This is a genomic window from Nocardioides sp. CER19, assembly GCF_029846275.1.
In the GTDB taxonomy this organism is placed as follows: Bacteria; Actinomycetota; Actinomycetes; order Propionibacteriales; family Nocardioidaceae; genus Nocardioides.
The window spans coordinates 459,048-483,909 of the sequence record NZ_JARVWS010000003.1; the positions used below are offsets into that span (position 1 = coordinate 459,048).

21 protein-coding genes and 1 riboswitch are annotated in these 24,862 nt (G+C 72.4%); of the genes, 12 read left to right on the forward strand and 9 right to left on the reverse strand.

Annotated features, from left to right (window positions below):
• Positions 1 to 6 precede the first annotated feature (6 nt).
• Complete coding sequence (cls, locus tag QDS12_RS17720; RefSeq protein ID WP_279881417.1) at positions 7 to 1,488, reverse strand: cardiolipin synthase; 1,482 nt, start codon at positions 1,486 to 1,488, stop codon at positions 7 to 9.
• A 124-nt stretch (positions 1,489 to 1,612) separates the two neighbouring features.
• On the opposite strand from cls, the gene QDS12_RS17725 reads away from it, so the two are divergent.
• Positions 1,613 to 2,710 (forward strand): AI-2E family transporter, encoded by a 1,098-nt coding sequence (locus QDS12_RS17725; RefSeq protein WP_279881419.1) that lies wholly within the window; start codon positions 1,613 to 1,615, stop codon positions 2,708 to 2,710.
• Here QDS12_RS17725 and QDS12_RS17730 read toward each other — a convergent pair.
• Entirely contained in the window at positions 2,691 to 2,894 is a 204-nt protein-coding gene (locus QDS12_RS17730; RefSeq protein ID WP_279881422.1) for a hypothetical protein, read from the reverse strand. The two genes, QDS12_RS17725 and QDS12_RS17730, sit on opposite strands and share 20 nt — an antisense overlap.
• 281 nt (positions 2,895 to 3,175) lie before the next feature.
• Between QDS12_RS17730 and QDS12_RS17735 the strand changes: the two genes are divergently transcribed.
• The 7 genes from QDS12_RS17735 (at position 3,176) to QDS12_RS17765 (ending at position 10,336) form a co-directional block, all read left to right on the forward strand.
• The gene (locus QDS12_RS17735; RefSeq protein WP_279881424.1) at positions 3,176 to 3,748 is read left to right on the forward strand and encodes a hypothetical protein; all 573 of its coding nucleotides are present in this window, start codon (positions 3,176 to 3,178) and stop codon (positions 3,746 to 3,748) included.
• 110 nt (positions 3,749 to 3,858) lie between these two features.
• Positions 3,859 to 4,353, forward strand: a complete 495-nt coding sequence (locus tag QDS12_RS17740) for a DUF1269 domain-containing protein (RefSeq protein ID WP_279881426.1) — start codon at positions 3,859 to 3,861, stop codon at positions 4,351 to 4,353.
• Between the two features lie 7 nt (positions 4,354 to 4,360).
• Positions 4,361 to 4,921 (forward strand): DUF1269 domain-containing protein, encoded by a 561-nt coding sequence (locus tag QDS12_RS17745; RefSeq protein ID WP_279881428.1) that lies wholly within the window; start codon positions 4,361 to 4,363, stop codon positions 4,919 to 4,921.
• Between the two features lie 47 nt (positions 4,922 to 4,968).
• A complete protein-coding gene (locus tag QDS12_RS17750) occupies positions 4,969 to 5,382 on the forward strand; it encodes a hypothetical protein (RefSeq protein ID WP_279881430.1) in 414 nt (137 codons plus the stop codon).
• Positions 5,383 to 5,541: 159 nt separating this feature from the next.
• On the forward strand, positions 5,542 to 8,244 hold the full coding sequence (locus QDS12_RS17755; protein WP_279881433.1) for a LuxR C-terminal-related transcriptional regulator: 2,703 nt from the start codon (positions 5,542 to 5,544) through the stop codon (positions 8,242 to 8,244).
• Positions 8,245 to 8,326: 82 nt separating this feature from the next.
• Entirely contained in the window at positions 8,327 to 8,977 is a 651-nt protein-coding gene (locus QDS12_RS17760) for a DUF308 domain-containing protein (protein ID WP_279881436.1), read from the forward strand.
• 15 nt (positions 8,978 to 8,992) lie between these two features.
• Positions 8,993 to 10,336 (forward strand): hypothetical protein, encoded by a 1,344-nt coding sequence (locus QDS12_RS17765; RefSeq protein ID WP_279881438.1) that lies wholly within the window; start codon positions 8,993 to 8,995, stop codon positions 10,334 to 10,336.
• Here QDS12_RS17765 and QDS12_RS17770 read toward each other — a convergent pair.
• Positions 10,221 to 11,114 carry a YhjD/YihY/BrkB family envelope integrity protein gene (locus QDS12_RS17770; protein WP_279881440.1) on the reverse strand — a complete coding sequence of 298 codons (894 nt, stop codon included), beginning with the start codon at positions 11,112 to 11,114 and terminating at the stop codon, positions 10,221 to 10,223. The two genes, QDS12_RS17765 and QDS12_RS17770, sit on opposite strands and share 116 nt — an antisense overlap.
• A 90-nt stretch (positions 11,115 to 11,204) precedes the next feature.
• Between QDS12_RS17770 and QDS12_RS17775 the strand changes: the two genes are divergently transcribed.
• The gene (locus tag QDS12_RS17775) at positions 11,205 to 11,786 is read left to right on the forward strand and encodes a potassium channel family protein (protein WP_279881442.1); all 582 of its coding nucleotides are present in this window, start codon (positions 11,205 to 11,207) and stop codon (positions 11,784 to 11,786) included.
• A gap of 53 nt (positions 11,787 to 11,839) precedes the next feature.
• A complete protein-coding gene (locus QDS12_RS17780; protein WP_279881444.1) occupies positions 11,840 to 12,421 on the forward strand; it encodes a YggT family protein in 582 nt (193 codons plus the stop codon).
• Between the two features lie 129 nt (positions 12,422 to 12,550).
• On the opposite strand, the gene QDS12_RS17785 is transcribed toward QDS12_RS17780, so the two are convergent.
• Genes QDS12_RS17785 through QDS12_RS17810 form a run of 6 tightly spaced genes read right to left on the reverse strand, consistent with a single transcriptional unit; the run spans position 12,551 to position 20,066 of the window.
• On the reverse strand, positions 12,551 to 13,642 hold the full coding sequence (locus QDS12_RS17785; RefSeq protein WP_279881445.1) for an enolase C-terminal domain-like protein: 1,092 nt from the start codon (positions 13,640 to 13,642) through the stop codon (positions 12,551 to 12,553).
• A 6-nt stretch (positions 13,643 to 13,648) separates the two neighbouring features.
• Positions 13,649 to 15,442 carry a thiamine pyrophosphate-requiring protein gene (locus QDS12_RS17790; RefSeq protein WP_279881447.1) on the reverse strand — a complete coding sequence of 598 codons (1,794 nt, stop codon included), beginning with the start codon at positions 15,440 to 15,442 and terminating at the stop codon, positions 13,649 to 13,651.
• Between the two features lie 26 nt (positions 15,443 to 15,468).
• Positions 15,469 to 18,411, reverse strand: a complete 2,943-nt coding sequence (locus tag QDS12_RS17795) for an FAD-binding and (Fe-S)-binding domain-containing protein (protein WP_279881448.1) — start codon at positions 18,409 to 18,411, stop codon at positions 15,469 to 15,471.
• Positions 18,408 to 19,424 carry an SDR family oxidoreductase gene (locus QDS12_RS17800; RefSeq protein WP_279881449.1) on the reverse strand — a complete coding sequence of 339 codons (1,017 nt, stop codon included), beginning with the start codon at positions 19,422 to 19,424 and terminating at the stop codon, positions 18,408 to 18,410. The genes QDS12_RS17795 and QDS12_RS17800 overlap by 4 nt, the downstream gene beginning before the upstream one ends.
• Before the next feature lies 1 nt (position 19,425).
• A complete protein-coding gene (locus QDS12_RS17805) occupies positions 19,426 to 19,548 on the reverse strand; it encodes a hypothetical protein (protein ID WP_279881450.1) in 123 nt (40 codons plus the stop codon).
• Positions 19,549 to 19,604: 56 nt separating this feature from the next.
• On the reverse strand, positions 19,605 to 20,066 hold the full coding sequence (locus QDS12_RS17810; protein ID WP_279881451.1) for a MarR family winged helix-turn-helix transcriptional regulator: 462 nt from the start codon (positions 20,064 to 20,066) through the stop codon (positions 19,605 to 19,607).
• Positions 20,067 to 20,123: 57 nt separating this feature from the next.
• Positions 20,124 to 20,242: riboswitch (cobalamin riboswitch) on the forward strand.
• 37 nt (positions 20,243 to 20,279) lie between these two features.
• Between QDS12_RS17810 and cobN the strand changes: the two genes are divergently transcribed.
• Both cobN and cobF read left to right on the forward strand, forming a co-directional pair.
• Entirely contained in the window at positions 20,280 to 24,059 is a 3,780-nt protein-coding gene (gene cobN / locus QDS12_RS17815; protein ID WP_279881452.1) for a cobaltochelatase subunit CobN, read from the forward strand.
• Positions 24,052 to 24,837, forward strand: a complete 786-nt coding sequence (cobF, locus tag QDS12_RS17820; protein ID WP_279881453.1) for a precorrin-6A synthase (deacetylating) — start codon at positions 24,052 to 24,054, stop codon at positions 24,835 to 24,837. Before cobN ends, cobF begins: the two co-directional genes overlap by 8 nt.
• The last annotated feature ends 25 nt before the right edge of the window (positions 24,838 to 24,862 follow it).

Sequence of the window (24,862 nt, forward strand, 5' to 3'; positions counted from 1 at the left end):
CCCCGGTCACTGCAGCGCCGCCGTCAGCCGCATCACGTTGTCGACGTACGCCGCTCCCCAACCGCGCTGCGCCCAGCGCTCCGCGGTGAGGTCGGTCGAGACCGCCCGGTAGCGGGCCAGCACCTCGTCGAGGCCGTCGACCACCTCGCGGCTGCGGAGCAGGAGCATCACCTCGTAGTTGAGCGCGAACGACCGGTAGTCCATGTTCGACGACCCGACGACGGCGACCTCGTCGTCGACCGTGAAGAACTTGGCGTGCAGCACGTACGGCGACGGGTAGAGCCTGATCCGCACGCCGGCGTCGAGCAGCGCGCTGTAGTAGGACCGCTGGGCGTGGAAGACCATGAACTGGTCGGCCCCCTCGTTGACGAAGAGCTCGACGTCGACGCCACGCTGGGCGGCCGTCGTGACGGCGTAGAGCAGGGACTCGTCCGGGACGAAGTAGGGGCTGACGATCGAGAGCCGCCGGCGGGCGTCGTAGATGAGCGTGTTGAACAGCCGCAGGTTGTTCTCGCTGACGAACCCGGGTCCGCTCCCGACGACCTGGCAGGCCACCCCGTCGACCGAGCCCCCCGACGGCGGGCCCTCCGGCTTCGAGAGGAGCAGGGTGTCCCGCACGTTCTCGCCGGTCTCGGAGAACCAGTCCGTGGCGAAGACGACGGCGAGGTCCCGCACGACCGGACCCTCCAGGCGCACCATGACCTCGACCCACTCGCGGCCGGCCTTGTGGTTCTTCGGCTTGTTGTAGCCGGGCTCGATGAGGTTCTGGGAACCGGTGAAGGCCACCTGCCCGTCGACGACGAGGATCTTGCGGTGGTTGCGGAGGTCGGGCCGCCTGACCTGGCCGCGGCGCAGGCTGATCGGCAGCATCGGCGCCCACGCGATCCCGGTGCCCTCCAGTCGAGCGAGCAGCTCCTTGTAGACGGGGATGCCGCGCGACCCGAGGTGGTCGAAGAGGAGCCGCACCTTCACGCCGCGCCCGGCGGCGGCGACCAGCGCGTCGAAGAACGACGACGTCATCGCGTCCCAGGCCGTGATGTAGAACTCCACGTGCACGAACGACCGGGCGCGCTCGACCTCGGCGCACATCGCCGCCAGGGTGTCGGCGTACTCGGGCAGGACGGCCACCCGGTTGCCGTCGGACATCGGCAGCGCACCGAGCGTCTCGTTGAGCCGCGCCGCCCCGACCAGGTCGCTGCTCGGCGCGATCATCGCGGCGTCGCCCCGGGCCCGCGCCTCGGCGGCCACCTCCTCGTTGACCCGCCGCTGCCACTCGCGCCGCTTCCGGCCGACGCTGGTGCTGCCGAAGAACGCGAACGCGAGGATGCCGACATAGGGCAGCGCCAGGATGAGGATCAGCCAGGCCATCCCGGTCGAGGGCTTGCGCCCGCCGGGGATGACGCCGAGCGCCAGCACGCACACCGTCACCTCGACGACCACCAGCGCGATCCCCGCGACGGCGAGCAACCAGGTCAGCCAGTCCGGCACGGCGCACCCGCCTCCTGACCAGCCGTCGCCGGTCGTCGCCTCGGACGCTAGGAACGCGGTCGGCGGCTCGCGTCACCCGAACAGGGTGAGCCCATCGACGTACTCCTATCGGCGACGATGAGCCGTGTCCGTCGCACGGTCCACCCTCCGCAGCGGAGGGCTCCCCCGCATCCTCACCGTCCTGCTGGGCACGGCCGCGGCCGTGGTCACCGTGGGCGGCATCCACGCGGCGCGCGGCATCCTCGGCCCGACGTTCCTGGCGCTGGTGCTCACCATCGTGGTCCACCCGGTCCGCCAGCGACTCGCCCGACGGCTGCCCGACTGGCTGGCGACCACGATCTGCGTGGCCCTCGTCTACCTCATCATCGTCGGCCTGGCGCTCAGCATCGTGGTGGCGATCGCGCGCTTCGGCGCGCTCATCCCGACCTACGCCGACGACGCCGACGAGCTCGTCAACAACGTGACCTCCCGGCTGCACGACCTCGGCGTCGACGCCGACGCCGTCCACAAGATCGGCTCGTCCTTCGACCTCTCGCAGCTGGCCGACCTCGTCGCGGGCGTGCTCTCGGGGATCGCCGGCCTGGCCTCGAGCCTGTTCTTCCTGCTGACGCTGTGCCTGTTCGTCACGCTCGACGGCGGCGCCTTCCCGGACCGGCTGCGGGAGGCGGCGGCGACGCGCCCCCGGCTGGTCGAGGCGCTCTCGGGGTTCGCCGTCGGGACACGCCGCTACCTCCTCGTCTCGACCGTCTTCGGCGCGATCGTGGCGGTGCTGGACACCATCGCGCTGTACCTGCTCGGCGTCCCGCTGCCGCTGCTGTGGGGCCTCCTGGCCTTCCTCACGAACTACATCCCCAACATCGGCTTCGTCATCGGGCTGGTGCCGCCCGCGGTGCTGGCACTGCTCGACTCGGGCGCCGGCCTCATGCTGGCCGTCATCGCCGTCTACTGCGTCCTCAACCTCATCATCCAGTCAGGGATCCAGCCCAAGGTCGTGGGCGACTCGGTCGGGCTGTCGACGACCCTGACCTTCCTGTCCCTGGTCTTCTGGTCGTGGATCATCGGGCCGGTCGGTGCGATCCTGGCGGTGCCGCTCAGCCTGCTGGTGCGCGCCCTCCTCGTCGACGCGGACCCGGCGATCCGATGGCTCACACCGGTGATCGCCAACCGGGGCGAGGAGCCGCCCGAGCCGACGCCGCAGACCGTCAGTCGTCCGGAATCGTGAGCACCTCGACGACGTCGATCCCGAGGGCACTCAGCAGGTTCAGGACGCCCTGGAGCTGCTCCTGGTCGATGATGTTCCCCGTCAGGGTGGTCGAGGCCCGATGGCGGCGGCTCGTCAGGTAGGGGAAGGCGCTGAGCAGCTCGTCGGAGAGATCCGCGTCGACGCGGATCAGCATCCTCGCCATCAGAGCACCCCGATCCCTTGGTCGAGACTGGTCACACCGCGCGCCTTCGGAGGACGCCCCCCGGTCGCCGAGACCGTGACCCAGCCCATGCTCCACCCCACCCCGTCCGCACACTCACTCACGTGGCGATCGCCCGCGCCGCGCGCAAGCGGATGACGTGAAGGTAGGTCCGCCGGACCTGCTCCCGCGTCACCGGAATCGGGCGAGGTCGGGACGGCGCGGCTCGGCGACCGTCGGAGTGTCCGGTCGTGGCATTCCGCCCGCACCGCCAGGAGGCCCCCGTGTCAGCAGCAGTCCTCGCCGTCCTGGGCTTCATCCTGTGCTTCCTCGGCGCCCTCTCCGTTCGCCTCGCCGTGCTGATCGCCGGCGGCGGGCTCGGCTGGCTGCTCGCCGAGGCGTTCGATGCCTCCGCCGCGACGATGGTGCTCGTCGCCGGGGCCGGCGCGGTCGGCGCCCTCGTCGTCTCGTTCCTGGTCTCGCGCTTCCTCTTCTTCGTCGCGGGGGCCTGCGTCGGGTCGGTGATCGGCGCCAAGCTCTTCGTGATCGCCGACAACGGAGAGCACCACTGGCTGTTGGCGTTGGTCTTCGTCCCCGCCGTCGCCGTGGTCGCCGGCTTCCTCGCCCAGCACTACGAGAAGGCGTTCCTGCGGTGGGGAACCGCCGTCGCCGGTGCGGCACTCCTGCTCTCCGCCGTCGGCAGGCTCGGAACCAGCAGCACCGACGTGCTCTGGCGTCCCGAGACGGCGCTCGGCGGCATCCTCTTCGCCGTCCTCTGGGTCGTGCTCAGCATCGTCGGACACCGCGTGCAGACCAGCGGACGCGTGCGACGGGCATCGGCCGGCCACCCGGGGTGATGGAGCGGGCGACGTCCGCGCCGGCGTTCACCGGGTTCGGGTGAGCACCCCGCGAGCCCTGCGCGGTGGAGTGGGAAGCACGACCCATCGAACGACTCAGGAGGCTCAACATGGCGCAAGCGACCCTGTCGGTGTGGAAGTTCGAGTCCCCGACGGCGGCCGACGAGGCGGAGTCGGTGGTCCAGCAGCTGGCTCGCGAGGGAGTGGTCACGCTGCACGACGCGGCGACCGTCTCGTGGCCGGCGGACCGGAAGAAGCCCAAGACCCGCCAGCTGACTTCGACCACCGGAGCGGCCGCCCTCGGCGGGACCTTCTGGGGCATGCTGTTCGGCCTGCTCTTCTTCGTGCCCTTGCTCGGCGCGGCCGTCGGTGCCGCCACGGGCGCCTTGACCGGCGCCCTCAGCGACGTGGGCATCGACGACGGCTTCATCAACAAGATCCGCGACCAGGTCACGCCCGGCACGTCGGCGCTGTTCCTGATGACGTCGGACGCCGTACTCGACAAGGCTCGTGACGCCTTCGCCGGACAGCACGCGGAGCTGATCTTCACCAACCTCAGCACCGAGCAGGAGTCGGCGCTGCGCGAGGTCTTCACCGAGGAATGAGCGCGAGATGCCCGGGCCGTCCACGCTGACGGTGTGGCTCTACGACTCCGCGATGGGCGCCGCGGCGGCTGAGGTGCGGCTCAAGGACCTCCAGCAGCAGAACGCGATCACCGTCCACGACGCGCTCACGGTCACATGGGTCCCGGGCGCACACGAGCCGCGCATCGGGCACCTGCGTCACGCGACCACGTCAGCCGCGTCGAAGGGCTCGGTGCTCGGAGCGCTGGTCGGCGCGCTCTTCCTCTCGCCGGTCCTCGGCGCAGCAGCCGGAGCCGGGGTCGGAGCGCTCGCGCAGCGCCTGCGGGGCACCGGCATCGAGCGCGACTTCCTCGAGCAGATCACGCAGCGACTGCACCCAGGCACGTCGGCGCTCATCGTGCTCTCCAGTGACGCGGACCTGGACATCGTCCGCCCGTTCGTCGAGCGCGGCCGGGCCCGTGGCGACGTCACGCTGCTCCTCGCCGATCTCGCCGACGACGCCCCCGCCGCGCTGGTCGACCTGCTCGGTGACGTCGGAGAACAGACGTCGCCCTTTCCGGGTGACGCGGACGATCCTCCCCCGTCCTAGCGTCCGGTGAGCGTCAGGAAAACACGCGGCCGACCGCAGGAGGCACCATGGCCAGCACCTCCCGATCCGGGTACGACCCCCCGACCCGTGAGCTCGTCGCCATCGGCGTGAGCACCTTCGCGGGCGTCCTGATGGCGACCGTCGCCGTCTTCCAGATCCTCCAAGGCATCGCCGCCATCGCCAAGGACGACGTCTTCATCACCGGGCAGGACTACCAGTTCAAGCTCGACGTCTCGACCTGGGGCTGGATCCACCTGGTGATCGGGATCATCGCGCTCGTCGCCGGGGCCGGGATCCTCGCCGGCCAGACCTGGGGTCGGCTGGTCGGCATCTTCATCGCGTTCCTGGCCATCCTCAGCAACTTCGCCTTCATCCCCTACTACCCGATCTGGAGCGTGGTCGTCATCGCGTTCTGGATCGCGACCCTCTGGGCGCTGTGCACGCAGCTGTCCGAGGACTAGCGCAGCGAACGCCCGAAGGCCCTAAAGTGAGAGCACGGCGCGGATGGGGATCGCCGTACCGAGCAGCGTTACTCGAGGCGCTGCGCCATGGAACGCTCGGCCCGGCGGCTGCCGGAGGGGCGAGTCAGCCCCTGCTCCCGGGTGTTCGGGAGGGGACCCATGGGTAGACCAGCGAACCCCCGAGACGAGGCACGCGAGGCCTACGAGCCGCGTCGTGAGGTCATCGGCGCGCCGCGCCTCCCTCGCACCTATGTGCCGAGGCCCCGGCTCTGGGCCGCCCTCGACCGCGCGACCACAGCCCCGGTGACTCTCCTCGTCGCCCCGGTCGGCGCCGGGAAGACGCTCGGCATCCGCGGCTGGCTGGAGTACACCCCCGCGACGCAGGCCGCGGACGCGACCTGGATCCAGGGCGACGCGACCTGGAGCGCCGACCGCCTCGAGTCGGCCATCGAGGCGGCCGCGGACCGCGTGAACAGCGCGACCGGGTCCACCGGCTGCCTCCTGGTCGTCGACGACGCCAACGCGCTTCCGCCGGGGGCGCTCCGCCTCGTCGACGACCTCCTGTCGGCCAGGCCCGAGTCGCTGCGACTGCTGCTCGCCAGCAGGTGGGACCTCCCCCTGAGCCGGATGGTCCCCGAGCTGCTCGGTCAGCTCACGGTCCTCCGGGGCGAGCTGCTGCACATGAGCGACGAGGAGTGCCTGCCGCTCATCGTCGAGCACGCCCAGACCGACGATCCCGAGGTGGTCCGCGCCGTCGCCGGGCGCGCGCAGGGCTGGCCCGCCGCGGTCGTGCTCGCGTCCCGCGCCGTCGGTACGGCGCCCGACCGGCTGGCCGCCGCGCGCCACCTCGGCGACGGCGCGACGTCCGTCCCGGACCACGTCGCGAGCGAGGTGTTCGTGTCGATGACCCCGCGTCAGCGCCACCTCCTGCTCTCCGTCGCCGGCGAGGACGTCGTCAGCGCGGCCACCGCCGCCCACCTCGCGCGGGAGCCGGAGGCCGCCGACCTGTTCGCCGAGCTGGAGGCCACCGGCCTCCTCGTCGCGCGGGTCTCCCCCGGGCGGGTGCCAGAGCCGCGCGGCGAGCGAGCGGACGCGGACCAGGAGTCAGACGCCGACGCCAGCTATCGCATCCACCCGCTGCTCGCGGAGGTGGTCCGCCGACGCGTCCACGCCGGAGGCGTGGACGTCGTCCAGGCCCAGGCGACCGTCAGACGGGCCGTCCATCTCGACCTCGTGCAGGGGCAGAGCCGCGCCGCCTTCGACCGCCTGCTCTACGTCAACGCCGCCGACGACGCCGCCGACCTCCTCGCCAGCCACGGCGTGCGCCTGGTCGTCGGCCAAGGGGGCATCGCTGAGGTCGAGCGCTTCGTCCGCGCCCGTCCCGACGTGATCGACGAGCGACCGGACACCTGGTTCCAGGTCGCCCTCGCCCGCTGGCTGGCCGACGACATGGAGGGCGCCCTCCACTGGGCGACGCGTGTGCTCGGGCGCGACGAGGACGACGCCGACGTCGAGATCGCCTGCGTCCGGCTCTGGCGAGCGCGGCTCGGGCTGGAGCCGCTCTACCCGGCGCTCGGGTATGCCAAGCGGATCGTCCGGCTCTGGCTCGCTCGGAGCAGTCCCAGCGGCGCACACGCCCGCGAGCTCGCGGTCCTCATCAACGAGGTCGGCGTCACCTGCGCCTGGCTCGGCGACCTGACGGAGGCGGAGGCTGACCTCACGCTGGCCATCAGCCTGAGCAAGAGCGAGGGCCTCGGTGCGATGGAGGCCTGGGCGATGACGCACCTCGCCCAGACCATCTACATGAGCGGCAGGGAGAGCGCTGCTTCCGCCATGGCCGTCGACGCGCTCGGTCGCCTGGACGAGCCCGACGTCTGGCACACGCGGTTCGCGCCGTCGCGCGCGATGCTCACGCTCTTCCTCAGCACGCACGTCGACGTTCCGTGGCCGGACGACCCCATCGCCGTGCCGGATCCACCCGCGAGCAGCCGCGTCCACAGCGCTGACCTCACCACGAAGTTCTGGCTCTGGATCCGCGATGCGCGGATCGCGCTGCAGCGCGGTTCGGTCGCCGAGGCCGAGCGCATCCTCACGATGCCGTCGGAGACGGCGATGCTGCACGAGTCGAGGCTCCCGGACCACCTCCGCGTCGTGCTCCTCATCGAGCGGGCGTTCCTGGCCGCCGTGTCCGGCGACCAGTGGGGGCTCCCCGTCCTGCAGAAGTCGCTCGCCGCGCTCGGCGCTCGGGGCGAGGCCGAGCTCGTCGCCGGCCTGGCCGCCGACCTGGCCGGCGACCGGCGCCGCGCCGTCGCCGCGTTCGACGCCGCGGCCGCTGATGCGGCGTACTCGCAGCCGCCGGTGCGGGCGCTCGCGCTCGCCTGCGGCGCCCAGCTCCTCGACGCCCTGGGCGAACACGCGCGGGCGTTCGCGCTCCTCGCGGACGCGGCGACGGCGACCGAGGTACGCCGCAACTCGGTGCCTTTCCTCGGCTGGACCCGCCAGGGCACGCCGATGGCCACGCTGCTCCCGCGGCTCGCCTCGAGCACGCGGTCGTCCTGGGTCCAGGATCTGGCGGCCGCCGGCGCGCGCCGGCCCGACCTCAGCGCGGTCTACGCCTCGCGCACGCCCTCGCCGCGCGAGCGCAGCGTCACCACCGCGGTCGTCGTGCCACCCCTGCTCAGTCCGCGCGAGCGGGAGGTGCTCGGCGAGCTCGCTCGCGGCGCGACGTACGCCGACATCGCGAGCACGCTCTTCCTCTCGGAGAACACCGTCAAGACGCACGTGTCGAGCCTCTACAGCAAGCTCGGCGCGTCGCGGCGCAGCCAGGCGCTCGCCGTCGCACGCAACCTCAACCTCTTCTGAGGCGCCCACCCGATTCGGGCGAGGACGGGCCGGGGGCCTCGCAACACGATGGCTTGGTCAGGACTCACGTCCGGAGGTGGCCATGTCCGACGAGCAGTACGCCGGCTTCGACGGTCCCGAAGGGCGACCGACCGGCCTACCGACAGCGATCAGCGTGCTGGCCGACCACTGGGGCCTCGTCATGGCCTACGGCCTGGTCAGCCTCGGGCTCGGCATCACCCTGGCGGTGTGGCCCGACGAGACGCTCACCGTGGTCGCGGTCCTGATCGGCGTGCAGTTCCTGGTCTCCGGAGTGGTCCGCATCATCGGCGCCCTCGCCTCGTCGGGCCTGGATACCTCGTTGCGCCTGGTCCTCGGCCTGACCGGGGCGATCGCCCTCATCGTGGGGCTCCTCTGCCTGCGCGACCCGCTCCAGACCCTCCTCGCGATCACCTTGATCCTCGGCGTCTGGTGGCTGGTGTCGGGCGTGATCGACCTCGTGCGAGCGGTCGTCGCGCCGGTCCCGGAACGGCGGGCGTGGGACCTCTTCTCCGGCGGCATCAGTGTCCTCGCGGGCGGCTTCCTGCTCGTGGACCCTCACCTGTCACTCGGCGTCCTCGTGTTCGTCACCTCCGTGTGGCTGATCCTCACAGGGCTGCTGGGGGTGGTGGCGGCCCTCCGACTGCGCGCGCGGCGCTCTCGCGAGAGCACCGGGACGACCTCCGCCTCTCCTCCGCCCGCACCGGCACTCTGAGGAGGCGATCAGCCGATGGCTACGACCGAGCCTCCGGCCGAGACCCCGGCCGACCGTCGGCAGCGGGCGGACCAGCTGCGCGCCGAGCTCGCCGAGCTCGAGCCTCAGTCGGGCGCTCGTCGGACCGGCGCCTGGCGGACCTTCATCGCCACGCTCCTCATCGTGGCGATGGCGATCCTCGCTCCGCTGGCGGTCGTCGCCCGGTGGGCCCACGACGAGGTGTCGGACACGGATCGCTACGTCTCCACCGTGGCGCCGCTGGCCCACGATCCCGCCGTGCAGCGCGCGGTGGCCGACCGGATCACCACCGAGATCGTCTCCCGGCTCGACGTACGCCAGGTCACCGACCAGGCGGTCGGGGCCCTCTCCCAGCGCGGCCTGCCGCCGCTCGCGGCGACCAGCCTCCAGGCCCTGAGCGGGCCGCTGGCCAATGCCATCCAGGACTTCATCTCCCGGCAGGTCACGGCGATCGTGCAGTCGGACGCCTTCAGCCAGGCGTGGGAGCAGGCCAACCGGGAAGCGCACACCCAGATGGTCGCCGTGCTGACCGGCAAGGGCAGCGACACCGTCGACGTCAGCAACGGCGTCGTGAGCATCAACCTCGCGACGATCATCGAGACGGTCAAGACCAGACTCGTGGACCGCGGCTTCACCCTCGTCGAGAAGCTGCCCGACGTGCAGGCCCAGTTCACCGTGTTCCAGTCCGCCGACCTCGAGAAGGCACAGACCGGCTTCCGTCTCCTCAGCGCGGTGAACACGCTGCTGCCGATCCTCGCGCTGGTCTGCCTGATCGGCGCGGTCCTCGTCGGCCGGTCCCGGCGGCGCACCCTCGTGGCGGGCGCGATCACGCTGGCGGCCTCGATGCTGCTGCTGGGCGTCGCGCTCAACGCGTTCCGGTCCGTCTATCTCGACGCCGTGCCGGCGGACCAGCTGCCTGCTGATGCGGCCGGAGCCATCTACGACCAGCTGGCATGGTTCATCCGGCTCAACCTGCGCGCGATCCTCGTGCTCTCGCTGGCGGTCGCGTTCATCGCCTGGGTGAGCGGTCCCAGCCGTACGGCGGTCACGGTCCGCCGGGGCACGTCGGGCATGATCGAGGTCGTCCGCGGCGGAACCGCCCGCGCCGGCCTCGACACCGGCCGCCTCGGCGTCGCGCTCGACTCCTACCGCAACGCGATCCGTGGCGTGGTGCTCGGCGGGGCGCTGCTGGTCTACGTGATGCGGGACCACCCGACCGGCGCGTTCACGCTCGTCCTGCTGGCCGTCGCCGCGGTGATCCTCCTGCTGGTCGAGCTGCTCGCCCGGCCAGCCGCTCCCGAAGCGTCCCCATCAGCCTCCGCACCGACGGGTCCTCAGTGACCACGCGCCCGACGAGCGCGCTGCCGACGACCACGGCGGCGAGTCCGATCAGCCACGTGGACACGGCCAGGATCAGGCCGAGCGTGCCGAACTGACGCGTGCTCGCGGCGACGTACGGCGGCATCAGCAGCGCGGCGGCGTGGCTGTAGAGGACGGTCAGCGCGCCGGCCAGCACGGCTCCGAGGGCCAGCTGCCACCAGCCGACGCGGCCGAACAGCAGCAGCCACGCGGTGAGCCACCAGATCGCACACATCGCGACCGCGTGCACCCCGATGCCGAGGACGTCGGCCACGAAGCCGCCGCCCAGCAGGGCCCGCGCCGCGGCCAGGAGCTGGAGACCGACCAGCCAGCCGATCAGCCACAGGAAGCACCGACGCGTCCCGGCGAGGCCGCCGATGTGCGGCTGGTCCCAGACGCGCTCGAGCATCCGCTCCAGCGCACGCGCGAAGCTCGTCGCTGAGAACAGCGTGACCACGATGCCGACGACACCCGTCTGAGCGCGTACCTGGGCGCTGTCGAGCTGGCCGCTCACGTTGTCCGACCCTGTCTTGCCGAGGCCGGCCGCGGCGGTCAGCTGGTCGAGCGCGCCTGCGGTGAGCCGGGGGAAGAAGGCGGCCAGCACGATGAGCATCGGGACGAGCGCGAGGAGCGCCTGTGCCGCGATGAGCATGCAGCGGTCGATGAACTCGATGCGCACGAACTCGCTCAGCAGGCGGCCGAGGATCGGGATCCGTTCGACCGTGTCCGTGAGCCGGCGGCGGAGGGCGACGAGGTCCATCGACCGCCAGCGTCGCGCCGACCGGCGGGTCTCCCTGTCACCCGGAGAGGGTGAACTGGCCGACGACCCGACAGGGACAGGATCGAGGCGATGTCCGAGTGGCGACGGGTGGTGGGCATGACGACGGCGTTCGCGCTCGTCGTCGGCCTCTACTTCGTCGTCCCCGTCACCGCCGCCCCGCAGCGCACCGACGTGGTGCGCCTCCTGCTGTCCGCCCTGATGTTGCTCGTGCTCACGGCTGTCGTCGTCTGGCAGATCCGGGCACAGCTGGCGCACCCCGAGCGCCGTATCGACGCACTCCTGCTCGCGCTCGTCGTCGGCGTGCTGGGCTTCTCGCTGGCCTTCTACGTCCTGGAGCAGCGCGACCCCGGCCAGGTCGCCGAGCTCGGGACGCGGGTCGACGCGCTCTACTTCACGATGTCGACGCTGCTCACGGTCGGGTACGGCGACGTGCACGCCGTCGGCCAGACGGCCCGTGTCCTCGTGCTGATCCAGATGGTCTACAACGTCGTCGTCATCGCCGGCGCCGCCGGGCTGATCACCCGGCGCATGCGCGAGGCCGCCGCCAGCCGGGTCGAGCGGCGCGAGGAGCGTCGGGAGGTGCGCCGGGAGACGCGGCGCGAGTCGCGAGGCCAGGACCTGGGTCGTCCCGAACATCGGAGAACGCCCTGAGCCACCCGCTTCGGGGGAGGTCGCACCGCCGTCTCCCCTGATGGTGTCGTGTCGTGACCGTCCCACCCGTCGCAGCGCCGAGGCCGGCGCGACCGGCACATCCGCAGCGGCGTCTGCTGCTCCTCGGCCTGCGGACCCTGGTCTGGGTGGTCTACGCCTACGTCGTCGTCACCGAGGTGGTCCTCACGCTCGGCTTCGTGCTGCTGCTGTTCGGCGCCAACCCCGACGCGTCGTTCGTGGCCTGGGTCTACCGCTCCCTGGACCGTGCCATGGAGCCCTTCCGCGGGATGTTCACGCCGATCCACCTCAACGTGAGCGCGAACGACGACGTCCGCGCGGTCCTCGACACCTCGGTGCTCTTCGCGATGATCGTCTACGCCTTCGCGGCCTGGGCGGTGCACGCCGTCATCGAGTGGCTGACCGGGCTGATCCGGACCTCCGAGCAGGGTCGGCAGTACGGCGCCGAGCCCTCCCCGTGGCAGCCGGCCACGGGCATGGGGCCGGGTGCGGCTTCGAGTGCACCGTCGAGTGCACCGTCGACCGCTCACACCACCGCCTCGCCCCCGGGACCGGCTCCCGGGCCGACGTACCCGCCGCCTTCGGCCCCGCCCTCCGCTCCGCCGGTGCGGGGTTAGCGCTGCTGACTGTTCATCGAGGTATGCAGCCGAGTGGACGCTTCCCGGGCGGAACTCCGCGCGGGAGGTGCGCATTCGGCTGCATACCTCGATGAACCTGCAGCGAGCCGCCCCACCCGACCCGCGACCTCACGCCACCCGGTAGCGCTCGGCGGCCTCCCGCCGCAGCCGCAGCCCGTGGCCGGGCCCGTCGAGCGGGAGCAGGGCGCCGTCGACCGGGTCGGCGTACCCCTCGACGAGCTCGCGCGCGATGCGGACGTGGTCGTGGAACCACTCGAGGTGTCGCAGGCGCGGGGTGGCGGCGGCGACCGGGGCGGTGAGGTAGGGCGCACAGTGGGCCGAGACGTCGAGACCGTGGGCAGCGGCCACGGCGGCGACGCGGAACCACTCCGTGTAGCCGCCGCACCGCGTCACGTCGACCTGGAGGCAGTCGACCACCGGGGCGAGCCGCGCGAGGGTGGCGAGGTCGTAGCCGTACTCCCCCGCGGTCACGTCGGCCGTCACGCCGGCCCGTACGGTGGCCAGCCCGGCCAGGTCGTCGGAGCTGACCGGCTCCTCGAACCACCTGACACCGAGGTCGTCGAACCGACGGCCCATCCGGACCGCCTGGCCGGCGGTGTAGCCGCCGTTGGCGTCGACGTAGAGCTCCACGTCGTGCCCGACGACCCGCCGCGCGAGGGCGGTGCGCTCCAGGTCGCGTCGCTCGCAGCTGCCCCACGACTCGCCGATCTTGATCTTCACCCGCGGGATGCCCTGGTCGACCCAGCCGGCGAGCTGGGCGCGCAGGTCGCCGTCGGAGTACGTCGTGAAGCCACCGCTCCCGTAGACCGGGACCGGCCGCGGCTCGACGCCCCACCAGCGGGTCAGCGGGATGTCCTGCAGCCGCGCGCCGAGGTCCCACAGCGCGATGTCCACCGCCGAGATCGCCGTCCCGACCAGGCCGACCCGGCCGGCGTTGCGCACGGCCCTGACCATCGCGGCCTGGGCCGTCGCCGGCGCCAGTGCGGAACGGCCCTCGACGACGGGCGCCAGGACGTCGGCGACGACGTGCGCCCCCGACGCGGGCGCGAACGTCCAGCCGGTGCCGACGGCGTCCTCTGCCCGCGCCTCGACGACCACCACGGTCGTGTGGTCCCACGCGATCGTGCCGTCGGCCTCCGGCTGGTCGGTCGGCACGGTGTAGGCGGTCGCCGCCACCGAGGCGACCCTCGGATCAGTCATCGTCGATCAGTCATCGTCGCGTTGCGGGAACAGCTCCTGCGCCTTCGTCTTCAGACCCTCCTTGATGACGCCCCACCGGGACGTGTCGCCCTTCATGAGCGCGGCGGCCATGCTCTTCATCTGCGCGAAGTCCGCGTGCGGCGGGATCGGCGGCACGTCCGGGTCGCAGTGCACGTCGAGCACGTAGGGCCGGTCGGCCGACAGCGCCTCCGCCCACGCCGCCGGCAGCTCCGCCGGGTCGGTGACCGTCAGCGCCCCGAGCCCGATCGAGGCGGCGAAGCCGGCGTACGACGTCTCCGGGAGTGCCTGCGACTCGACGAAGTCGGGCGTGCCGCCCATCGCGCGCAGCTCCCAGGTGACCTGGTTGAGGTCGTTGTTGTGCAGGACGGCCACGACGAGTCGGGGGTCGGTCCAGTCCTTCCAGTAGCGGGCGACGGTGAGCAGCTCGGCGAGGCCGTTCATCTGCATCGCGCCGTCGCCCTCGAACGCGATCGCCGGCCGGTCCGGGTGGGCGAACTTCGCGCCGATGGCGTAGGGCACGCCGGGCCCCATCGTCGCGAGCGTGCCGGAGAGCGTGCCCCGCATCCGCCCGCGCATCCTGACCTGGCGGGCGTACCAGTTGGCCGCCGAGCCGCTGTCGGCGGCGATCATGGCGTCCTCCGGCGCCACGCGCGAGAACTCGTGGAAGAGCAGCATCGGGTTGATCGGCTTCGCCTCGACCTGCGCCTCGGACTCCATCACGTCCCACCAGCGCGCCACGTTGCCCTCGATCGTCTCCCGCCAGCCGCGGTCCTCCTTGCGCTGGAGCAGCGGGATGAGGGCCTTGAGCGTGCGGGCGGCGTCGCCGACGAGGTTGACCTCGTAGGGGTAGCGCAGCCCGATCATGGCGCCGTCGATGTCGATCTGGACCGCACGGGCCTGCCCCAGCTCCGGCATGAACTGGGTGTAGGGGAAGTTCGACCCCACGGTGAGCAGGGTGTCGCAGTCGCGCATCATCTCGAAGCTCGGCCGGGTCCCCAGGAGACCGATCGAGCCGGTCACGAACGGCAGCTCGTCGGAGAGCACGTCCTTGCCCAGCAGCGCCTTGGCGACTCCCGCGCCGAGCAGGTCGGCGACCAGCGCGACCTCGTCGGCCGCGCCGCGCGCCCCCTGCCCGATGAGGAGGGCGACCTTCTTGCCCGCGTTGAGGATCTCGGCGGCGGCCCGGACGGCTGCGTCGTCGGGGTCGACGGACGGCCAGCTGACGCCCAGGCTGGAGGGCACCATCTTGAAGGCGTGCGTCGGGGCGGCGTAGTCCAGCTCCTGGACGTCGTTGGGGATGATCACGGCCGTCGGAGCCTGCCGCGCCATCGCGATCCGCAGCGCGCGGTCGATGACGTTGGGCAGCTGCTCGGGGACGGTCACCATCTGCACGTAGTCGCTGGCCACGTCCTTGAAGAGGCTCAGCAGGTCGACCTCCTGCTGATAGCTGCCACCCATCGCCGTCCGGTTGGTCTGGCCGACGATCGCCACGACCGGCACGTGGTCGAGCTTGGCGTCGTAGAGGCCGTTGAGCAGGTGGATCGCGCCGGGGCCCGAGGTCGCCATGCAGACGGCCGGCTTGCCGCTGAACTTGGCGTAGCCCACCGCCTCGAAGGCGGCCATCTCCTCGTGCCGCGCCTGGATGAACCGAGGCTCGTCGTCGGCGCGGGAGAACGCCCCGAGCAGGCCGTTGATCCCGTCGCCGGGATAGCCGAAGACCTGGTCGACGCCCCACTCGCGCAGACGGGTGAGCAGATGGTCGGCGACTTTCGTGCTCATCGGGGAGGCTCCTTCGTGATCGGGTGTCAGTGGTCGTCGTGCCCCAGCCCCTGGGCCAGCAGCTGGGCGAGGTGGAGGCCGTGGTGGCCACTCGGGTCGAACTCGTCGATCTGGGTGCGGCACGAGAAGCCGTCGGCGAGTACGACGGTCTCGGCCGGTGCCTCGCGCAGCCGCGGGACGAGCGTCTGCTCGGCCAGCGCCTGGCTGACCCCGCCGTGGCCGGCGGTGAAGCCGAAGTTGCCGGCCAGCCCGCAGCAGCCGGAGTCCAGGTGCTCGATGTCGGCGCCGGCCTGGGACAGCAGGTCGGCGTCGGCGTCCCACCTGAGGACGGCGTGCTGGTGGCAGTGCACCTGCGCGAGCCCGTGCGTGCCGTCGAGCCGTGGCGGCTCCCAGCCCGGGGAGTGCTGGGTGAGCAGCTCGGCGAGCGTGACGGTGTGGTCGCGCAGCCGGTGGACGTCCTGGTTCTCCGACAGCAGCTCGGCGGCGTCGGACCTGAACACGGTCGTGCAGCTCGGCTCGAGACCGACGACGAGGCCGCCGGCGCGCACGTGCGGCGCCAGCGCGGCCACCGTCCGGCGCAGCCGCTTCTTGGCGGTGGTGAGCTGACCGGTCGAGATCCAGGTCAGCCCGCAGCACAGCGGCTCGCTGGGCATGGTCACGGTCCAGCCGGCGTCCTCGATGACCGCGACGGCGGCTCGGCCGACCTCGGGATGGAAGCGGTTGGTGAAGGTGTCGGGCCAGAGCAGGACGCTGCCGCGAGACACCGCGGGCCGCGGTCCGCCTCCGGCCGAGCGCTCGGCCCACCACTGCTGGAGCGTCTGCGTCGCGAACGTCGGCACGTGCCGGTCCTCGAGGCCGGCGGCACGGGTCGCCGCCCGGCGTACCCACGGGATGCTGGTCAGGGCGTTCACCGTGCGGGCCAGCCCGAACCGCTCGACCGCGCGCGCCAGATCGGGCAGGAAGCCCATCGCGTAGTCGGCGCGGGGGCGCAGCCGGTGCCGGTAGTGGTGGGCGAGGAACTCGGCCTTGTAGGTGGCCATGTCGACATTCGCCGGGCAGTCGCTCTTGCAGCCCTTGCAGGCCAGGCACAGGTCGAGTGCGTCGAGCACCTCCTCAGAGCGCCAGCCGTCCTTGATCGGGCCGTCGCCGTGCCCGTCGAGCATCTCGAACAGCAGCCGGGACCGGCCGCGCGTGGAGTGTCGCTCCTCCCGGGTGACCTGGTAGGACGGGCACATCACGGTGCCGCCCTCATTGACCAGCTTGCGGCACTTGCCGACGCCGACGCAGCGGTTGGCCGCCTCGCTGAACGACCCGCCGTCCTGCGGGAAGGCGAAGTGGAGCTGCTGGTGCTGCTGCGGCGACCAGAGTCCGCCGAGGCGGAGGTGGGCGTCCAACGGCGAGGGGTGCACGACCTTGCCGGGGTTCATGAGGTCGTGCGGGTCGAAGACGCGCTTCACCTCGCCGAACAGCGCGACGACGTCCTGCCCGAACATCTTGGGGAGGAGCTCGCCGCGCGTCTGACCGTCGCCGTGCTCCCCCGAGAGCGACCCACCGTAGGAGACGACGAGGTCGGCGGCGCGCTCGAGGAAGCGGCGGTAGCTCGCGACGCCCTCGGTGCTGTAGAGGTCGAAGGGGATACGGGTGTGCACGCAACCCTGGCCGAAGTGGCCGTAGAGGGCGGGGCCGGTGTCGTCGGCGTACCCGAACTCGTCGTAGAGGCTGCGCAGGTCGCGCAGGTAGTCGCCGAGCCGCTCCGGCGGCACCGCCGAGTCCTCCCAGCCCTCGAAGGTGTCGCGCTTGTGCGGCACGTGCGCGGTCGCGCCGAGGCCCGCTTCCCGGACCTGCCAGAGCTCGTCCTCGCGGGCGGGGTCGTCGTAGAAGACGACGTCGGGGTCGTGCTCGGTCTCCCCCAGCGCGTGGAGCATGTCGTGGGCGTGGGCGTCGGCCTCCGCGCTGGTGTCGCCGCCGAACTGCACCATGAGGAAGCCGCTGCCCTTCGGCAGCTCGTGCACCCCCTGCTTGTTCATCCCCTTCATCTGCTCGTCGTGGATCAGGTAGTGGTCGACGCCCTCGAGCGCGATCGGTCCGTGCTCGACGATCGCCGGCACCGCGTCGGCCGCCTTCGCGATGTCGGGGAAGCCGAGCACGACGAGCGTGCGCTCCTTGACGCGCGGCACGAGCTTCAGCTCGGCCCGGAGGACGGTGACGAGCGTCGACTCGCTGCCGACGAGGAGCCCTGCCACGTCGAAGCCGTGCTCGGGCAGCAGCGAGTCGAGGTTGTAGCCCGAGACCCGCCGCGGGATCTTCGGGTAGCGCGTGCGGATCAGCGCGAGGTTCTCGTCGCGCAGGTCGCGGAGGGCGCGGTAGAGCTCCGCGCGGCGGTCGTTCCCGGCCGCGATCTCGGCGCACTCCTCGTCGCTCGTCGGCCCGCAGGTGAACCTGGTGCCGTCGTGGAGCAGTACGTCGAGCGAGGCGATGTTGTCGACGACCTTGCCGGTGCGCTGCGCCGTGGCGCCGCAGGAGTTGTTGCCGATCATCCCGCCGAGGGTGCAGTTCGGGTGGGTCGCCGGCTCCGGGCCGAAGCGCAGCCCGGTCGGCTCGAGCTGACGGTTGAGGTCGTCGAGCACGATGCCCGGCTCGACCACGCAGCGGCGGTGCTCGGCATCGACCGAGAGCAGCCGGTTGCAGTGCTGCGAGAAGTCGAGCACGACGGCCGCGTTGGTGCCCTGGCCGGCCAGGCTGGTTCCGCCGCCCCGGGAGACGACCGGCACGCCGAGCTCGCGGCAGACGGCCACCGCCTCGGCCGCCGCCTCGACGGTGCGTGGCGTGACCACGCCGAGCGGCACCTGGCGGAAGTTCGAGGCGTCGGTGGAGTACGCCGCCCGGGTCCCCGCGTCGAACAGGACCTCCCCGTCGACCCGGTCGCGCAGCCGCTCGAGCAGGCCGGTGCCCTCGGCGACCGCCGTCATCTCCGGCTCCTCCCGAGGGCGATGGCCGCTCCTGCCGCGGCTCCCGCCAGCGCGGCGCCGACGGTGGCGTGGTGCTGGGAGGCCCACAGCTGCAGGGAGCGGTGCTTGGATCGGTCGTCGAACGTCCCGTGCGCGCCGTAGTCGTGCCCGTCCGTGCCGTCAGCGGGCTCCCACAGGTTCGCCGGCTGGTCGGCCGGCTGGCGCTGGTCGGTCTGCTGGGACTCGAGGCCGGTGCGAGCCAGGTAGCGGTCGAGGAGGCCCGGGGCGACGGCATTGGCGATGAGCGTGAGCGCTGTCGACCCGCCGACCCAGTACTCCCGGCGGCGCGGATGGTCGGCGGCGTAGAGCACGGCGTCGGCGGCGACCTCGGGCTGGTAGATCGGCGGCACCGGCTGGGCGCGCCGCGGCAGCCGCGACAGCACCCACTGGAACTGCGGCGTGTTGACCGCCGGCATCTGGACCATGGTGACGTGGACGTTGCTGCGGTCGTGCAGCAGCTCGGTGCGCACCGACTCGTGGAAGCCCTGGACCGCGTGCTTGGCGCCGCAGTAGGCCGACTGGAGCGGGATGCCGCGATAGGCCAGCGCTGACCCGACCTGGACCACGACGCCACGGTCACGGGGCAGCATGCGGGTCAGCGCCGACCGGGTGCCGTTGACGTAGCCGAGGTAGGTGACGCGGGTCGTGCGCTCGTACTCCTCCGCCTTCACGTCCATGAAGCGGGCGAAGACGGAGCTGAACGCGACGTTGACCCACACGTCGATCGGGCCGAGCTCGGCCTCGACCTGCTCGGCCGCCGACTCGACGGCCTCGTGGTCGGCCATGTCGACGCTGATCGGCAGGGCTCGGGCGCCCGCCTTCCGCACGTCGGCGGCGGCTCCGTCGAGGCCCTCCTCGCCGCGGGCCAGCAGCGCGACGGCGTCGCCCCGCTCCGCGAACGCGCGGGCGGTCGCCCGTCCGATCCCTCCCGATGCGCCGGTCACCACGACCACGCGCTGACGGTCCTGTGCCATCTCACCTCTCCTCTGCGTCGACGCCCTCCGCGCCGACGCCGGCGCGGCGGAGCTGGGGGGCGGTCTCCATGAGCAGTGCGTACTCGCTGAGGGTGTGCGGGCGGGACGACGCCGAGGCGACCATGGGGGTTCGGTACCCCGCGTCACCACCGACCCATGCCCAGGCGCATGGACTGTGCGTCAGGCGCCGTCGACCGGCCATCCCCCGTCGTCGGTCTCGCGGGCCGCGGCGTCGAAGGCGCGCATCACGCGGACCGCGTCGACGCGGTCCCGGGCGTCCATCGCGGCCAGGACGCCGGAGATCTCGGCCCGCCGCCGTCGGTTGACCGCGTCCAGCGCGTCCCGCCCCAGCGGCGTCACGCTGATGACGACGGTGCGCGCGTCGGCGCTGGACCGCCGGCGCTCGACCAGGCCCAGTCGCTCGAGACGCACGACCAGGCGGCTGACGTTCGACTGGTTGATGCCGAGGTGCTCCTGCAGCATGCTGACGCTGTCGGCACGTCCCGACGCGACCAGGACGAGCGCGCGGTGCTGGGGCGCGGTGAGCGCGACCGGTGCCGCCGCGATCGAGCGTACGGCGACGCCGACCAGCGCGCGGCTGGCACGGATGAACGCGTCGACGAGCTCCGGGTCGTCGGTCACGGTCGCCTCCTCAGGAGCGGGATGTCCCACCATCATCTCGCGTCCCGGACCTGCCGTAGGCTGCCACCTGCTCGTGGCGCAGGAACCCGGTGCGACTCCGGGGCGGTTCCGCCACTGTGACGTCGGCTCCTCGGAGTCGGCGCAGCCAGACACTGGCCACGGGTCCATCCGACCGTTCGACGGGGCGAGAACCCCGAAGGAGGACCCTGCGCCGTGCGCATCGTGCTGCTGTCCACGTCCGACACCGACCTGCTCTCGGCACGCGCCAGCGGTGCCGACTACGTCTGGGCCAACCCGGCCCGCGCGACCGACCCCGAGCTCGGGTCGCTGGCCGACGGCGCCGACCTGGTCGTCGTACGGCTGCTCGGGTCGCCACACGACCTGTGGCCGGGCCTCGACGCCGTCCGCGAGGCCGGTACTCCCCTCGTCGTCCTCGGCGGCGAGCAACAGCCCAGCGCGGAGCTGATGGAGCTCTCGACGGTGCCGATCGGCGTCGCGGCGCAGGCCCACCGCTACCTGGCCGAGGGCGGTCCCGGCAACCTCACCCAGCTGCACGCGTTCCTCTCCGACACCGTCCTGCTGACGGGCGAGGGCTTCGAGCCGCCGGCGGCCATCCCGGCCTGGGGCTTCTCCGAGCGCCAACCGGTCGTTGGTCGAGCAGCGAGCGCCAGCGAGCGTGTCGAGACCCGCCCCCGGATCGGCGTGCTCTACTACCGCGCCCACGAGGCCAGCGGCAACAACGCCTTCGCCCACGCCCTCGCCGACGCGATCGACGCGACCGGACGGGCGGTCGGCGTGCCGGTCTTCGCGGGCTCGCTCCGCTCCGCGCCCGACGAGCTGTACGAGGCCCTCGGCACCCTCGACGCGCTGGTCGTGACCGTCCTCGCGGCCGGCGGCAGCGTGCCGGCGGGCGCCAGCGCCGGCGGCGACGACGAGGCCTGGGACGTGGAGCGGATGGCCGCCCTCGACATCCCCGTCCTCCAGGGCCTGTGCCTGACCAGCAGCCGGGCGGAGTGGGAGGCCTCCGACGACGGCGTGACGCCGCTGGACTCGGCCAGCCAGATCGCGATCCCGGAGTTCGACGGGCGCCTCATCACCGCGCCGTTCTCGTTCAAGGAGATCGACGCCGACGGCCTGCCACGCTACGTCGCGGACCCCGAGCGCGCCGCGCGGGTGGCGGGGATCGCGGTCAACCACGCGCGCCTGCGGCGCATCCCCTCCCACGACAAGCGGCTAGCGCTGGTGCTGTCCGCCTACCCCACCAAGCACGCCCGGATCGGCAACGCCGTCGGCCTCGACACCCCGGTCTCCGCGATCCGCCTGCTGCGCCGGCTGCGGGACGAGGGCTACGACCTGGGCGGCGACAACGTCGTCACGCGGATCCTCGATGGTCTCGATACGCCCTCGCCTAGCGGCTCGGGCTACTCGACCAGCGAACACTCCGACGGTCGAGCAGCGAGCGCCAGCGAGCGTATCGAGACCAACGAGACCGAGGCCGGCGACGCGCTCATCCACGCGCTCATCGCCGCGGGCGGGCAGGACGAGGAGTGGCTGACGTCGGCGCAGCTCTCCGACGCGCACGTCCGGATCAGCAGGGCCGACTACGACGCGTGGACCGCCGACCTGCCCGCCGACCTGCGCGATGCGATGGTCGAGGCGTGGGGCGAGTCGCCGGGCGGCCTGTACGTCGACGACGACGGGGCGCTGGTCCTGGCGACGCTGCGGGCGGGCAACGTCGTGATCCTCATCCAGCCCCCGCGCGGGTTCGGCGAGAACCCCGTGGCGATCTACCACGATCCTGACCTCCCGCCGAGCCATCACTACCTGGCGGCGTACCGCTGGCTGGAGCACGGCTTCCGCGCGGACGCCGTGGTCCACCTGGGCAAGCACGGCTCGATGGAGTGGCTGCCGGGCAAGAACGCCGCCCTCTCCGCCTCCTGCGGGCCGGATGCGGCGCTCGGCGACCTGCCGCTGATCTACCCGTTCCTCGTCAACGACCCCGGCGAGGGTGCGCAGGCCAAGCGCCGGGCGCACGCCACGATCGTCGACCACCTGGTCCCACCGATGGCGCGCGCCGAGTCGTACGGCGACATCGCCCGGCTCGAGCAGCTCCTCGACGAGCACGCCAACGTCGCGGCGATGGACCCGGCCAAGCTCCCGGCGGTCCGCGGCGAGATCTGGCAGCTGATGCACGCCGCCGAGATGCACCGCGACCTGGGGCTGGAGGACCGACCGGACGACGAGGAGTTCGACGACTTCCTGCTGCACGTCGACGGGTGGCTCTGCGAGATCAAGGACGCCCAGATCCGGGACGGCCTGCACGTCCTGGGCGCTGCACCGACCGGCGAGGCCCGGGTCAACCTGGTGCTCTCGATCCTGCGCGCGGCGCAGGTGTGGGGTGGCGTCGGGAACGCGGTACCGGGGTTGCGGGCGGCGCTCGCAGGTCTCGACGCGCCCTCGCCCAGGGGCTCGGGCTCCTCGACCACCGAAGGATCCGACACCAGTCCCGTTGGTCGAGCAGCGAGCGCCAGCGAGCGTGTCGAGACCGACCTCCTCGAGGCGCAGGCCCGCGACCTGGTCGAGGCCATGGAGAAGGCGGACTGGGACCGGGCCGTCGTCGAGACGCTGCACGACGACCCCGAGGTATGTCGGGTCCTGGCGTTCGCGGCCGAGCAGGTCGTCCCCCGGCTGGCGCGCACGACCGACGAGCTCGACGCGGTCCTGCACGCGCTGGACGGCGGCTTCGTGCCCGCCGGCCCGTCCGGATCGCCGCTGCGCGGCCTCGTCAACGTCCTGCCGACCGGGCGCAACTTCTACACGGTCGACCCCCGTGCCGTCCCCAGTCGGCTGGCGTGGCAGACCGGCGTGGCGATGGCGGACTCGCTGCTGCAGCGCTACGTCGAGGAGACCGGCGGCTACCCGGCGTCGGTCGGCCTGTCCGTCTGGGGAACCTCCGCGATGCGCACCTCCGGCGACGACGTGGCCGAGGTGCTCGCGCTGCTCGGCGTGCGGCCCGAGTGGGACGAGGCGTCGCGGCGGGTCGGCCGGCTGGTCGTCGTACCGCTGGAGGAGCTGGGGCGCCCGCGCATCGACGTCACGGTGCGCATCTCCGGGTTCTTCCGCGACGCCTTCCCTCATGTCGTCGCGATGCTCGACGACGCGGTGCGCATGGTCGCCGAGCTCGACGAGCCGCTGGAGCAGAACTTCGTGCGGGCGCACGCCCGGGCCGACCTCGCCTCGCACGGTGACCTGCGCCGCGCCACGACACGGATCTTCGGGTCCAAGCCCGGGTCCTACGGCGCCGGGATCCTGCAGGTCATCGAGGCCGGCTCGTGGCGTGACGACGACGACCTGGCCGAGGTCTACACCGCCTGGGGCGGCTTCGCCTACGGCCGCGACCTCGACGGCGCGCCAGCGGCCGACGACATGCGCGCCAACTACCGGCGCATCAAGGTGGCGGCCAAGAACGTCGACTCCGCCGAGCACGACATCGCCGACTCCGACGACTACTTCCAGTACCACGGCGGCATGGTCGCCACCGTCCGCGCGCTCACGGGCGCCGACCCGAAGGCCTACGTCGGCGACTCGACGTCCCCTGACGCGATCCGGACCCGGACGCTGTCGGAGGAGACCGCCCGCGTGTTCCGGGCCCGCGTGGTCAACCCCCGCTGGATCGCGGCGATGCAGCGGCACGGCTACAAGGGCGCCTTCGAGCTGGCCGCGACGGTCGACTACCTCTTCGGCTTCGACGCGACCGCCGGCGTCGTGCACGACTGGATGTACGAGAAGCTCGCGACGGAGTACGTCCTGGACGAGGCCAACCAGGAGTTCATGCGCCGCTCCAACCCGTGGGCGCTGCGCGGGATCGTCGAGCGGCTGCACGAGGCCGCGGACCGCGGCCTCTGGGCCGAGCCCGACCCGGCGGTGATGGCCGCCATGCAGGAGGTCTACCTCGAGCTCGAGGGCGACCTGGAGGACCGAGTCGATGGCTGAGCGTTCCGCGGTGGTCGAGGTGCGAGCGCAGCGAGCCTCGAGACCCCGCGTTCGGATCCTCGGCATCGGCATGGGTCCGCAGCACGTGACCCGCGAGGTGGCGGAGGCGCTGCGCGACGCCGACTACGTGCTCGCGGCGGAGAAGGCGGAGGACGACCAGCTCCTCGCGGTACGCCGCCGGATCGCCGCCGACGCCGGCGTGCCGGTGGTGGCGGTCCCGGACCCGCGCCGGGACCGCGCCGACGTGGACGCCATGGGCGACTACCGGCGGGCGGTCGGCGACTGGCACGACGCCCGCGTGGCGGCGTACGAGGCGGTGCTCGCGGAGCGCGGCGGCACGGCCGCGATGCTCGTGTGGGGCGACGCCTCGCTCTACGACTCGTCGATCCGGATCGTCTCGGCGATCGCGTCGCGGGGCGTTGTCGACCTCGAGTGGGACGTCCTGCCGGGCATCAGCGCGCCTCAGCTGCTCGCCGCGCGGCACCGGCTCGTGCTCAACGACGTCGGCCGGCCGGTGCACGTGACGACCGGGCGGCGGCTGCAGGAGGAGATCGCGGCCGGACTGGACAACGTCGTGGTGATGCTCAACCGCCACCTCGACCTGGCCGGCTGCGAGGACTGGGACATCTGGTGGGGCGCGAACCTCGGCGGCGTCGGCGAGGAGCTGGTCGCCGGCCGGGTCGGCGACGTGCTGCCGGCCATCGAGGCGGCCCGCGAGCGGGCGAAGGCGGCGGCGGGCTGGCTGATGGACCTCTACCTCGTGAGGCGTCCGTCGTGAGGGCGCGAATGTCGACATTCCGAGG